The sequence below is a fragment of the Pseudoalteromonas shioyasakiensis genome (genome assembly GCF_024518675.1).
GTDB lineage: Bacteria > Pseudomonadota > Gammaproteobacteria > Enterobacterales > Alteromonadaceae > Pseudoalteromonas > Pseudoalteromonas shioyasakiensis_B.
In genome coordinates this window covers 39,759-52,806 of record NZ_JANIGL010000008.1, presented here as the reverse complement: position 1 = coordinate 52,806, position 13,048 = coordinate 39,759, and the positions used below count along the sequence as shown (strand labels likewise).

11 protein-coding genes are annotated in these 13,048 nt (G+C 42.1%); 8 read left to right on the top strand and 3 right to left on the bottom strand.

Going from position 1 to position 13,048, the window contains the following annotated elements:
• Nucleotides 1-33: 33 nt before the first annotated feature.
• Nucleotides 34-2,076, bottom strand: coding sequence for a glycoside hydrolase family 97 protein (locus NQT69_RS17575; RefSeq protein WP_256828971.1), 2,043 nt, complete (start codon nucleotides 2,074-2,076; stop codon nucleotides 34-36).
• A gap of 182 nt (nucleotides 2,077-2,258) precedes the next feature.
• Between NQT69_RS17575 and NQT69_RS17570 the strand changes: the two genes are divergently transcribed.
• Entirely contained in the window at nucleotides 2,259-2,882 is a 624-nt protein-coding gene (locus NQT69_RS17570) for a methylamine utilization protein (protein ID WP_256828970.1), read from the top strand.
• Complete coding sequence (locus NQT69_RS17565; protein WP_256828969.1) at nucleotides 2,872-4,092, top strand: hypothetical protein; 1,221 nt, start codon at nucleotides 2,872-2,874, stop codon at nucleotides 4,090-4,092. Before NQT69_RS17570 ends, NQT69_RS17565 begins: the two co-directional genes overlap by 11 nt.
• A gap of 63 nt (nucleotides 4,093-4,155) precedes the next feature.
• On the opposite strand, the gene speE is transcribed toward NQT69_RS17565, so the two are convergent.
• Entirely contained in the window at nucleotides 4,156-5,019 is an 864-nt protein-coding gene (gene speE, locus NQT69_RS17560; protein WP_256828968.1) for a polyamine aminopropyltransferase, read from the bottom strand.
• 200 nt (nucleotides 5,020-5,219) lie between these two features.
• Between speE and speA the strand changes: the two genes are divergently transcribed.
• The 4 genes from speA (at nucleotide 5,220) to NQT69_RS17540 (ending at nucleotide 10,239) form a co-directional block, all read left to right on the top strand.
• Complete coding sequence (speA, locus tag NQT69_RS17555) at nucleotides 5,220-7,097, top strand: biosynthetic arginine decarboxylase (RefSeq protein WP_256828967.1); 1,878 nt, start codon at nucleotides 5,220-5,222, stop codon at nucleotides 7,095-7,097.
• Between the two features lie 64 nt (nucleotides 7,098-7,161).
• Nucleotides 7,162-8,040 (top strand): acyltransferase, encoded by an 879-nt coding sequence (locus tag NQT69_RS17550; RefSeq protein WP_256828966.1) that lies wholly within the window; start codon nucleotides 7,162-7,164, stop codon nucleotides 8,038-8,040.
• A 19-nt stretch (nucleotides 8,041-8,059) separates the two neighbouring features.
• Nucleotides 8,060-8,983: an acetyltransferase gene (locus tag NQT69_RS17545; RefSeq protein ID WP_256828965.1), complete on the top strand. Its 924-nt coding sequence runs from the start codon at nucleotides 8,060-8,062 to the stop codon at nucleotides 8,981-8,983.
• Nucleotides 8,984-9,030: 47 nt separating this feature from the next.
• Nucleotides 9,031-10,239 (top strand): mechanosensitive ion channel family protein, encoded by a 1,209-nt coding sequence (locus tag NQT69_RS17540; RefSeq protein ID WP_256829059.1) that lies wholly within the window; start codon nucleotides 9,031-9,033, stop codon nucleotides 10,237-10,239.
• Here NQT69_RS17540 and chrA read toward each other — a convergent pair.
• Entirely contained in the window at nucleotides 10,202-11,353 is a 1,152-nt protein-coding gene (gene chrA, locus NQT69_RS17535) for a chromate efflux transporter (RefSeq protein WP_256828964.1), read from the bottom strand. The genes NQT69_RS17540 and chrA overlap by 38 nt on opposite strands.
• A gap of 135 nt (nucleotides 11,354-11,488) precedes the next feature.
• Here chrA and NQT69_RS17530 point away from each other — a divergent pair, with 135 nt between their 5' ends.
• Complete coding sequence (locus tag NQT69_RS17530) at nucleotides 11,489-12,265, top strand: substrate-binding periplasmic protein (protein ID WP_256828963.1); 777 nt, start codon at nucleotides 11,489-11,491, stop codon at nucleotides 12,263-12,265.
• 76 nt (nucleotides 12,266-12,341) lie between these two features.
• Nucleotides 12,342-12,974, top strand: a complete 633-nt coding sequence (locus tag NQT69_RS17525) for an OmpA family protein (protein ID WP_256828962.1) — start codon at nucleotides 12,342-12,344, stop codon at nucleotides 12,972-12,974.
• Nucleotides 12,975-13,048 lie beyond the last annotated feature (74 nt).

The following is a 13,048-nucleotide window of genomic DNA, read 5'->3' as shown; positions in this document are numbered from 1 at the left end:
TTAACCTATCATATAATATAAATATGACTACTTTTACAGCGCTTTAAACCTAATTGCTGTGCCTCCACTTGTCGCTAGCTTTAGCGATAATGTATCTTTTGCTGTCACAATACGTTGTTCAATCTTGATATCGTAAGGGTTGTTTTTCCACTCTGCCTTATCGCCATCTCGGTATATATGTGCTTCGAATACTTTGCCAGGCTCTAAAAAATCAAGCTTAATATCTATTGTTCGAGCTTGCTCATCGGTGACTGCGCCTAAGTACCAATCATTACCAGCGTAATTGTCACGCTTGCGCTCTTTACGTGCAAACACCACGTAGTCGCCAACTTCACCGGCTAGTGCGATACTTTGTTGCCAGTCGGTGGGTACGTCTTGAATAAATTGAAATGCATCCGGTTTAGCTAAGTAATTACGCGGTAAGTCAGCAGCCATTTGAATTGGGCTATACATAACAACATATAAAGCCAGTTGTTTAGCTAGGGTTGTTTGTGGGCGGTTAGTATCAGCGCCTAAACCATTAAAGCCCATATCAAATATGCCCGGGGTGAAGTCGATTGGGCCTGCTAACATGCGAGTAAAGGCTAGCATGGGGATGTGCTCAGGTGGGTTAGGTGGTGTGCCCCACGCATTAAACTCTTGACCTCGGGCGCCTTCACGAGCAATCCAATTTGGGTAAGTGCGGCGCAAGCCAGTGTCTTTGATTGGTTCATGGGTATTAATGCTAAGCTTATGTTTGGCTGCGAGTTTAATGCTGTGTAGATACTCGTTAACCATAAACTGGCCGTCATGCCATTCTTTTCGAATAATGCCATTTTCATCAATGCGTTTGATATTACCGCCATCAGCGACGTAACCTGTTTTTACTTGGCTAACGTTAGATTTTTCATACAGGGCGTAAGCATCTTCCATTTGATTGCGATAGTTTGTAACGTTACCAGAGGTTTCATGGTGGCCAATAAGCTGCACACCTTTTTGTTTACCGTAACGAGTCAGCTCGGCAATATCGAAATCATCATAAGGTTTAGTAAAGCTAAATACATCGCCGTTAAAGAACCAATCACCATCCCAGCCAATGTTCCATCCCTCAACGAGCACACCATCAAAGCCATATTTCGCGGCAAAATCCATGTAGTATTTAGTGTTTGCCGTGGTGGCTCCGTGCTTTTCACCACTGCCCCAAGTGGTCTCATTGATATGCATACCCCACCAAATACCCACATATTTACCCGGCTTAACCCAGGATACATCACCGAGTTTGTTAGGTTCGTTCAGGTTTAAGATAATATCTGAATTGATCAAATCAATGGCTTGTTCGCCAATTTGTACTGTCCGCCATGGGGTATTAAATGCGCCTCGCTTTTTAACTGCGATGCCGTCAGACCAAGGTGTTAAATCAGCTTGTAATGTACCAGGGCGGCGCTGGTTGAGTACCATACCGGCGTAATCAACAAGCGCGGCTTCGTGAATACTAATGTGCACACCGTCAGCATTTTTAAAAGTAAAAGGGGTGTGTACAAGGGCTGCATCTTGTAATGGTGTGGTGTTGTAAACATATTCGTAGCGATTCCAGCCTCGCGCGGGGATCCACCAGGCTGTGGCTTTATCCGCAGCGGTAACTGCAAATTCGGTAAGTTCTTTGGTTATTTCAATGTTTTCAAAGCCAGCTTGTTTAGGAATTTCGTAACGAAAACCTACACCACTATCAAATGCTCTAAAGCGTACAGTGTAGGTTCCACCGTGAGGGGCTGGCTTACTGAAGGTGACTGCTACTTCATTGTGACGATCAATAACCGTTTGACGTTCACCCCAAGGTTGTTGCCACTGGGTGTTTACTTGGTTGTTAGTAATATTAGTGATCGTGAAGCCTTCATCAAACGCAGCTTGTTGCTTAAATTCAAACCCTAGAGATGAGTTTCCAATTACGTTTTTGTTGTTGAAGCTAATAGAATAATGCGGTGTAGCATTTTGATCTGAAATGGTTATTTTAATTTTTTTATTCGGTGACTCGAGCGTTGCTTCTTTAGCGAAACAACTGCCTGACAATATCACGAGCAGTAGTAAAGGTAATCGCATTGTGTGTCCTTTATGTCTAACTGGGTAAGTTATCCAGAGTTCAGTTAGTTAGCATAAAACGCACAGGGGAGATTTACGAGGTAGCTACATACGTATTCATTGCAATAACTTTTTTTAAATAAGTAATAAAGTATCAAGAAAACAGGTCTATACTGGTATATAAAATAATTAGAATAGCCAACATGAAACTCTTCTCTTTGCTACTTTTAGCTTTTATTACGGTTAAAAGCTATGCCGTTACTGTGACAATAGCTGATTTAGATCAGCAAGCTGTGGCCAATGCGGTGGTGTGGTTAACCCCGTTACAACCTTTAGAAAGTAAGGTGCGCCCTAATCAGTCATTTACTATGTCGCAAAAAGACCGCCAGTTTACTCCTCATGTATTAGTAGTAGAGCAAAATGCTGAGGTTGAATTTCCTAATTTAGATTCGATTATGCATCACGTTTATTCGTTTTCTAAAAGTAAGTCGTTTGAGTTAAAGCTTTATCGCGAACAGCCCAAAGCACCGATAACCTTTGAGCAAACAGGGGTTGTTGAGCTTGGCTGTAATATTCACGATTGGATGCTTGGTTATATCGTGGTTGTTGATAGCCCTTTTTATGGCATAACAAATGAGCAGGGCAAATTGTCGTTTGATGCGCCATCGGGGGATTACACACTTAATGTATGGCATGAAGGTTTCAACGATATAAGTTTAACGGAATCGCAGCGCGTTAAAATTGCTGATACAGCTTTACAATATCAACTAAAACAACAATTAATTCCCCGTATTATGCTGGGGGTCGATGAGTTTGATGAATATTAGAATACTATTAATTTTAACCCTGCTAACACTAACTACACATGCCAGTGCGCAAGTTAAAGGGTTATTACAGCTAAGTGCTATAAAGGGGGATTCACAACCTAGTTGGCAAGAAGGTGGGGTGGGGCTATATCGTTATGATAGTGATACTGATGGTATTGTACTGTCACAAGGGTTAATTGATTTTAGAGCGGATCTCAGCAGTGCATGGTCTGCCCATGGCGTAATTAATGCGCATCAAGATCCAGAACCGAGTTTAGGCGTTAGCCAAGCGTATTTACAATATAAACCTCTGACCAGAAGTAACTACAAATGGCATGTTCGCGCTGGTGGTTTTTATCCGTTATTGTCACTAGAAAACCCTGATATGGGCTGGATCTCTCCTTATAATTACACCAACTCAGCTATTAATTCATGGATTGGCGAAGAGGTCCGTACTTTGGGCGTAGAGGCAACCATTAAACGCCCAGGTCGTAGTTTTAATAGTAAACATAGTTTTACTTTTGTTGGCGCGACATTTAAAGGTAATGATCCCGCAGGAACACTGCTAGCGTGGCGGGGTTTTGCTCTGCACGACCGACAAACAACATTTAATGAAGCTATTGCATTTGCGCCAGTTGCGTCCTTAAATACACCGCAATTACAGTGGCAGGCGAACCAGGTTTTACCGTTTGAAGAAGTGGATGGCCGATTTGGTTATTATGCTGGTGTACATTGGGATTATTTAAAAAAATCGCAATTTAGGTTTTATTATTACGACAATAATGGTGATCCGGCTGCATTAAATCATAGCACTGGGCAGTATGCCTGGGACACCCGCTTCGCAAGTGCAGCTTGGCTGTATAAGTTTAATGCTAAAACACGGCTAATCACTCAAGTGATGTCGGGTAATACGGCGATGGGCGAAGCCCGCGGGGTCGATAATGACTTTTACAGCCACTTTATTTTATTAAGCCACAAAATGGCAGCACATCGGCTATCTGTGCGTTATGACTACTTTGAAGTCACCGATAAAGACGACTGGGCGTTTGATCCAAATGCCAGTCATGGTGAAGGTATTACGGCCACATGGCGCTATCAGCTCACACCACAATGGCAGTTAGGTATTGAGGGCTCAGCATTGCATAGTCATGCTGATAATCGCGCTACGATGGGCATCACAGAAAAAATTTCCCAGCAACAAATTAGCTTAAATGCACAGTGGCGCTTTTAAGTTTGAGTGCTGAAAAGCAAAAAGGGTTCATACGAACCCTTTTTGTTATTTTATACTCGGTACTTACTTTTTCTCAAAAGCACGCTTCATAAAATTAGGTGTTGCTAATGCACCATGGTGAATACCGCTGTTGTAGTATTCAGTGCCTTGAGCAAGCTCACTAGCGGCATCTTCTCTAAATCCTGCAAATGCTTCATCTTTACGAGCAAGTGTCACTGACCATAGGCCGCTTGGGTAAATTGGTTGCGGGAAAGGCAGGGTTTGCAAATCGTTAAAGCCTACTTCAGTCATGGCATCACGCATCTCAACTAATAATGGCATGTGCATTAATGGTGACTCACTTTGCTGTACCATGATGCCACCTGGGCGAAGAGCATTTAAGCAACTTGTGTAAAATGCATGGTTGAACAAGCCTTCACCAGGGCCAACTGGGTCAGTGCCATCAACAATCACCACATCAATAGAGTCTGCGGCGGCTTCGCGCATGTATTTAATGCCATCATCAAACATTACCGTTGCACGAGGGTCTTGGTTTGCTTCACATAACTCAGGGAAGTATTTTAGCGACATTTGGGTGACGACTTCGTCGATATCTATTTGGGTTACAGACTCAACACTTGGGTGTTTTAGTACTTCGCGCAATGTACCGCAGTCACCACCGCCGATGATCACAACATTTTTCGGATTCGGGTGAGCCAATAGTGCCGGGTGACTGATCATTTCATGGTAAAAGAAGTTTTCGCGGCTACTAACCATAGTGCAGCCATCTATAATCATCAAATTACCAAAGTCAGTGGTCTCGAACATTTCGACTTTTTGAAAAGGCGACTGTTTTTCGTCTAGTTTTTTATTAATGCGTAGAGAAAACGCACTGCCGTCACGGTCGCTTATTTCGGTAAACCATTTGCTTTGATCTAAATTTGCCATGTCGCTAGCTACACTTTTTAGTTGAGTATGAAAAAGGGGCAATTCTGCCAGTGGTTGGCGTTTTGCTCAATGAAATTTTATCAGTATAGCGAATATTTTATCCTAGCTTTGGCTTAAAGGTTAATTTTTGTTAGCGTAGGGCGTTATGACGTATTAAAATAACCGATTCCGCGAAACAGTTAACTTAAGAAGAAATTGCCATGACTTGGGGTTTAGACACAGCACGCGCGACCTATAATGTTGCTCACTGGAGCGATGGTTACTTTGACATAAATAGCCAAGGCGAGTTGGTGGCTTACCCTGATGGGGACCAGTCCAAAGCGGCTATCTCATTAACTGAGCTTACCGAGCAGTTTAAGAAGCAAGGTTTAACCTTGCCGGTATTAGTGCGCTTTACCGATATTTTGCAAAATCGTGTTGATACTCTCACCAGTGCTTTTGGCAAAGCTCGCGATGCTCGTGACTATCATGGCCAGTACACCTGTGTTTATCCAATAAAAGTAAACCAGCAGCGCTCAGTTGTGAGTAAGTTATTAGCTCACCCAAGTGGCTTAGTAGGTCTTGAAGCCGGCTCAAAACCTGAGCTTATGGCGATTTTAGGGGTGGCAACATCACCTATCACCATTGTTTGTAATGGCTATAAAGATAGCGAATTTCTACGTTTGGCCTGTATCGGTCAAGCGATGGGGCACAAAGTAAAAGTGGTTGTTGAAAAGCTCTCAGAATTGACCACCTTGCTAGCTGAAATTGATGATTTAGGTATTGAACCTGCCATTGGTATTCGTATTCGCTTAAACTCTGTGGGTAAAGGTAAATGGCAAAATACTGGCGGCGAAAAAGGCAAGTTTGGTTTAACTGCAGGGCAAGTGCTCAGTGCGGTTGAGGTGCTTAAACAGCACAATAAATTGCACTTAATGCAAATGGTGCATTTTCATATTGGCTCACAAATTGCCAATATTCGCGATATTCATCGTGCATTACGCGAATGTTCACGCCATTTTGCTGAATTAACGCAATTAGGAGTACCACTAAATACCGTTGATGTAGGCGGTGGACTTGGCGTGGATTACGAAGGTTCTGGTTCGCGTAGTGCCTGTTCTATGAATTACACGGTGGATGAATATGCTCGTAATGTCGTTAACGCATTTGCTGAAGTATGTGAGCAGCACGACTTACCTCACCCAGCAATCATCACTGAATCTGGGCGAGCGCTGACGGCACATCATGCGGTTTTAATTACTGATGTGATTGATATCGAACAAGCGCCAAATCATTTAAACCCGAGTGCACCAGAGCCAAATAGTGTGTTAGTGCTTGATGAAATGTGGCAATGTTTACAGCGCTTAACGCCACGTATGGCACTGGAAATTTATCACGATGCGATGCACTTATTTAGTGAAGCGCATGATCAGTACGTGCATGGTTTAGTAAGCATGTTAGAGTGGGCTAAAATAGAGCAACTGTACTTTACGATATTGCATCGTGTGCGGGCATCTTTAAGTAACGCTCGCGCCCATCGTGAAGTACTTGATGATTTAAATGAAAAACTGGCCGATAAGCTATTCGTTAACTTTTCTTTGTTCCAGTCGTTACCAGATGTATGGGGTATTCAGCAGTTATTTCCGGTAATGCCAATTGAAAACCTAGACAAACCATTAACGCAACGGGCTATTATCCAAGATATAACCTGTGACTCAGACGGGCAAATTCGTGAATACGTAGAAGGTGCTGGGATTGAAACAAGTTTACCTATCCCGCAATATGTTCCTGGTCAGCAATACCATGTTGCCATGTTTATGGTGGGCGCATACCAAGAGATTTTAGGCGATTTGCATAACTTATTTGGCGACACAGACTCAGTGCATGTTGAGTTGAACGAAAATGGCTACCAGCTAACTAATGCCATAAAAGGTGATAGCGTTAAGGATGTATTAAAGTTTGTCGACTATGATAGCGAGATTTTAGCTGAGAACTTTGCTGCAACCATTGAAAAATTAAATGTCAGCGATAGTAACAAAGCACAGTATTTACTAGAACTAAATGCGGGCCTTGCAGGCTATACCTATTTTGAAGATTAATTGCGATACTGCATAATATGTTATACGTCACCGAACAGTTTTAATGAAAAGGAATTAAGTAGTAATGTCTTTGATCCGTTGTATTTTTAGTATTTTCTTTTACACCCTCAATACTGTGGTTTGGTTTATACCTATTTTTGTTTGTGGCTTAATTAAATTGCTGCCAATTAAACCACTGCAAAAAGCGATGAGTTGGGCGGCTAAAAAGTGCGCCACTATGTGGGTGAGCTGTAATTCATTAAATCAAAATATATTTACACCGTATCAGTTAAATGTAACGGGTCTTGAGCAAGTTCAACTTAAAGACTGGTATTTGATTATTGCTAACCACCAAAGCTGGGTCGATATTTTAGTATTGCAGCGCTTATTGAACCGTAAAATTCCGTTTTTGAATTTCTTTTTGAAGAAAGAACTTATCTACGTGCCAATTTTAGGCTTAGCGTGGTGGGCTTTAGATTTCCCATTTATGACCCGTACCAGTAAAAGCCAGTTAAAAAAGAATCCAAAACTACGTGGTAAAGACTTAGAAACAACCCGTAAAGCCTGTGAAAAGTTTAAAGAGATGCCAGTGAGCATAGTTAACTTTGTTGAAGGCACGCGGTTTACCCCAGCAAAGCATGCGCGCCAAAATAGCCCATTCCCGCATTTATTAAAGCCAAAAGCGGGCGGTATCGCGTTTGTGATGCAAGCAATGGGTGAGCAGATTTCTAAAGTGGTTAATGTCACGATTCATTACCCAGATGGCATACCAAGTTTTATCGACTTTGCCAGTGGTCGAGTGAAAAATATCAACGTGCACGTTGAAGTATTGCCTGTTAGCCCTGAGTTAATCGGTGATTACACCGGTGACTCTGAATTCAGAGTTGGTTTTCAAACAGAGCTAAATCGTCTGTGGCAAGAAAAAGAGCAACAATTAGTCAAGCTTGAGCAACAAGCGAAATGAGTTTAAAAAGCGGGCATGCATGCTAAAAAATATTTTACCTAACTGGCTAAATGGCCTGATTGTAGGCCTAGTACTTTTTAGCAACACCTTGCTGTGGGGCTGCATCGTATTAATATTGGGTTTAATAAAACTAGTATTGCCTCTAGCTTGGATAAGTAACCTGTTACATATAGCCTATCAAGGCTGGTGTAGAGGTAATCGGCTCGGTTTAAAATTGAGTAACGCGCAAATCACCACAGTTATTAATGGTGATGTAAATCAACGCGGTTGGTATTTATTGATTTCGAACCACTTTAGTTGGTTAGATATTGTTGTCTTGAGCGCGATCGACGTATTACCTGCTCCTAAATTCTTTTTAAAAGACGAACTGAAATATGTGCCGCTCATTGGCTCCGGAGCGTGGGCTATGGGCATGCCATTTATGAAGCGAGTCAGTAAAGCGCAGTTAGCGAAAAACCCTAAACTAAAAGGTCTTGATGTTGCGCGAACTAAGCACAGTTGTCGAAACTTTCGCAGTCACCCAACCACTATCATTAATTTTGTCGAAGGCACGCGCTTTACCAAGGCAAAGCATCAGGCACAGCAAAGTCCATTTCAGCATTTATTAAAACCTAAAGCCGGTGGAGTGGCATTTGCACTAGAAGTGCTTGGTGAGCAATTTGATGCCATCCTTAATACAACGCTGATGTACGAAGCGCAAAGCAATCATATTTGTGGTAGCTTTTTACGTGGTCGCTTAAATAAAGTAACCATTAATATTTGCTTAGAGCCTGTACGTGCAGAGCTATTAGGTAATTATCAGCAAGATAGTCAGTTTAGAAGCCACTTTCAAGAATCAATTAATCAGTTATGGTTAAACAAAGATGCTGAGCTTGCGCTAGCTTATGGCAAACAGAAATCAGAGGCTGTAATTATCAATAATAAGGAGATTGAATTACCGTGACGACACCAACACGCCTACAACAATTAGTAACACCTTGGTTTGAAGGAATGCCTGACGCTGAATTGTTCGGTTCATTAACGGCGACTGCAATTGGTATAGCTACATTACTGGTTGTGTATTTATTTACTCGTCGTTTAATGTTGCCGGGAATTCAGGCGGTGGTCACTAAACTCTCTCCTGAACGCATTGGCATACTTTCGCCACTGCTAACAAAGCTTAATCGTCGTTTTGCAGGCATGCTTTGCTGTGTGTTGTTTTTAGCGACGTTTGACAGTGTTTACCCGGTTGGTGAATTTGCCGCCGAAGTATTTAAAACCATAGGTCAAACACTGTTGATCATTCATGTTGGTTTTATCATAAGTAGTATTGTGAGTATTGCTGGCGCTATTTATAACCAATTAGAATTTGCCCGTGAAGTACCAATACAAGGGTTGATTCAGGTTGTTAAACTAATTACTTTTATGATCTGTGCGATTTTAATCGTCAGTATTGTGCTGGAAAAGTCTCCCACCTATATCTTATCTGGCTTTGGTGCCATTGCTGCGGTTACCCTACTCGTATTTAAAGACACGATTCTCGGCTTTGTTGCGAGTATTCAAATCGCTGCCAATCGCTTAGTGACATACGGAGATTGGATTCAAGTTGATAATTACGGTGCCGATGGTGAAGTTATCGACTTAGGGCTAAACACAGTTAAGGTGCGTAACTGGGATAATACTATTACGACTATTCCTACTTACATGTTGGTAGCGGGTTCGTTTAAAAACTGGCGTGGTATGCAGGAGTCTGGCGGCCGCCGTATTAAACGCTCCCTTAATATTGATATGAATAGTATTCGCTTAGCTGATGAAGAGCTTACTAAAACGATTGGTCAAACAATTGCCCTAAAAGACTTTATTAAAATGAATAGTTTGCCAGATCCGGTATCAAACTTAGGCTTGTTTCGTCGTTACGCCGAAGGCTATTTAAAGCAACATGAGAAAATAAACACCTCTTTAACGCTTATGGTGCGTGAGCTTCAGCCACTAAATCATGGTTTACCTATTGAGTTTTATTGTTTTAGTGAAGATAAGCGCTGGATATCGTTTGAACACTTGCAAGCTGAAATAATGGACCATCTACTTGCGGTATTGCCGCTGTTTGATTTACGTCCTTACCAAAGTGTCACAGGGCAGTTCAGCCCTGCGATAAATGGAACAACGGGAATAAAGCCCACCGTTAAAGTGGCAAATAATGCTGCCCAAGACCAATCATAATAAAACCAACTAATAGCCACCATATCGGTGGCTTTGCCAACCTCAGCCAAGCAAATGCAGCGATTACCAGCGCTATCTGCCAAATATTGTGCACCGCTGAGGTCCAAATTGGCGAGTATAGAGCCGCCGCTAAAAAACCAACTACAGCAGCATTGAGTGCAGCAATACTACTGGCGAAGCGAGGGCGTTGAGCTAATTGTAACCAACTACTCTGCAGTGCAAACATGAGTAACAGCCCAGGTAAAAAGATTAAAGCAGTGGCAAGCAGTGCGCCTACTACTGGCTGTATGTGCTCAAACTGTGTTCCTAAATAACTCGCTATAGTAAACATAGGGCCTGGTACTGCTTGAGCACTAGCATAAGCTGTTAAAAACTGCTCAGTGCTGAGTGTGGGTAAGCCTGCCTGAAGTATTGGCAACACAACGTGGCCACCACCAAACACCATCGCACCCGCTTGATAAAAAGGTGCGAATAATGCGGCGCTTTCACCTAAAGGCATAAAACTGATTAGCAGTAATAAAGCAAATAACGCTAAAGCAAACCAGTTAACGCCAGCTTTTGTTGTTGCTGCGGTTTCGTTGTTGGTTGTTAAATTAAGCATAGGCCAAATAGCGCCAATACTGGCTGCTACCACCAGAACCGCTATTTGGCTGGCAAGGTTCGGTATGACGATGAGCAGCAAGGTACTTGAAGCCGCCAAGGCTTTTAACAGCCAACTTGTGCAAAAGCTTTTTGCCATACTGAGTGTTGCATCAGCGACAATCACCACTGCAAATAATTTTAATCCGGCGATTATAGCAAAGTAAATGGCGTCAAACTGATGGGCGCTAATGGCAAGTAATATCATAATTAATAATGACGGCAGCGTAAAACCGATAAATGCAGCAATACCACCTAGTAAGCCGCCACGCTCAACACCAATGGCAAATCCGACTTGGCTTGAACCAGGACCTGGTAATGCTTGGCTTAAACTAATAAGTTGCGCATAGCGCTGGGTGTTTAACCACTTTAGGTTGTCAACAAAGTGGCGTTTAAAATAACCTAAATGAGCAGCCGGGCCGCCAAAACTCATGCAACCGAGTAAAAAAAATTGTTTAAAAATAGCGAGCAACATAGCGTCGGTTTTCCCTGTTATTGCTTTTATATTTCATTATGACAAATTTTAGTGACAATTTTATGGTTTTTAATTTATGTACCTGTCTACAATAAGAAGAAGCGAAGCTAAAATTAAGTTGTTATGCGATCTATTGTGCACATTTTATTAGCCCTTATGTGTTCGTTTAGCATTGAGGCTCAGACCAGCGCACCGACTACTAAGGTGTCGTTAGCGGTTGATCATGGCCCTCCTTATAGCCAAATATCTGAGGATGGTGAAATCAGCGGTGCAATTGTTGATATTTTTCAGGAAATACAGCAACAGCTTGGGTTTAAATTAGAGTTAGTTGGTTGTCCATTTTCTCGTTGTATCAGAATGCTTGAGCAAGGTGAAGTCAACGCAATGGGAGGGTTAATCCTTACCCCTAAACGCCAGCAATTGATGCACTTTGTAACCCCTCCTTATATGGTAATTACCTCATCATTTGTGTTTTATGCGCGCCATGAAAGTCAGTTAGAAATTAAGCGCTACGATGACTTGTATGGAAAGAAAATAGCCATTATGCGTGGAGCTGCATATTTTAAGCGCTTTAATGAGGACGATAAGTTAATTAAAGTTCCAGTGCTGACAGAAAATACAGCCATTGATTTATTAGTAAAAGGTCGAGTGGACCTTGTTATAGGAATTGAAAGCACCACAGATCATGCCATGAGTGTATTAAACCAACCTATCAATAAACTAGTGAAAATGGACTACCGTCACAGCGACACAATCTATGGTTACCTTGCTCTAAGCCAATCGTTTCATAATACTGATTTGGCTAAACGTATTGATGAGCAACTAAAAAAGTTGGCTGATAGTGGCGAATTAACGAAGCTCGTGGCACCTTATAAATTACCCGCCGTAGATCGAGAGTCGCTGGGCTTTTAACTGATTCTTCATGGTTTGTTCATGGATAGCTTTGCATACTTGTTGGTAAATGAGTATTTATAGGCAAGGAGTTACCATGACGTTAACTAAACCACTACTAACAGCGACAATCGTAGGCGTATTACTGACAGGTTGTGAAACCAACAATACTGGCATGGGCGCAGGTATTGGTGCTGCAACAGGTGCGGTACTGGGTAAAGCAACCGGTGACCATGATGATAAACGTATTTTCATAGGTGCTGCAATAGGTGCTTTAGCGGGTGCTGCCGTTGGCGACTATATGGATAAGCAAGAGCAAGCTTTTCGCGATGAACTTGCCGGCTCTGGAGTTGAAATTGTTCGTGAAGGTGACAATTTGCGCTTAGTTATGCCGTCAAATATTACCTTTGCTACTGATCAATCGTACATTTCATCAGGCTTTCATAACACCTTAGATGCGATTGCTAAAGTAATGAACAAATATGAAAAAACCTTCCTTAGTATTGAAGGACACACTGATAGTGTAGGCAAAGATAGCTACAATATGACGTTATCTGAGCAGCGTGCACAAAGTGTGAAAAGTTACTTAGTGAACCAGCAAATCCTAGCAGGGCGTATTAGCACTCGCGGTTATGGAGAAACTCAACCAATCGCCAGTAACGACAATGCTAACGGCCGCGCGCAAAACCGCCGTGTAGAAATTCAAATTGTACCAAATACCGAAGGCTAGTTATTTGCATTTATTTATCTCAATCACTTGTTTATTAGCTGGTGATTGAGATTATTTACCGCTGACCGCTGACC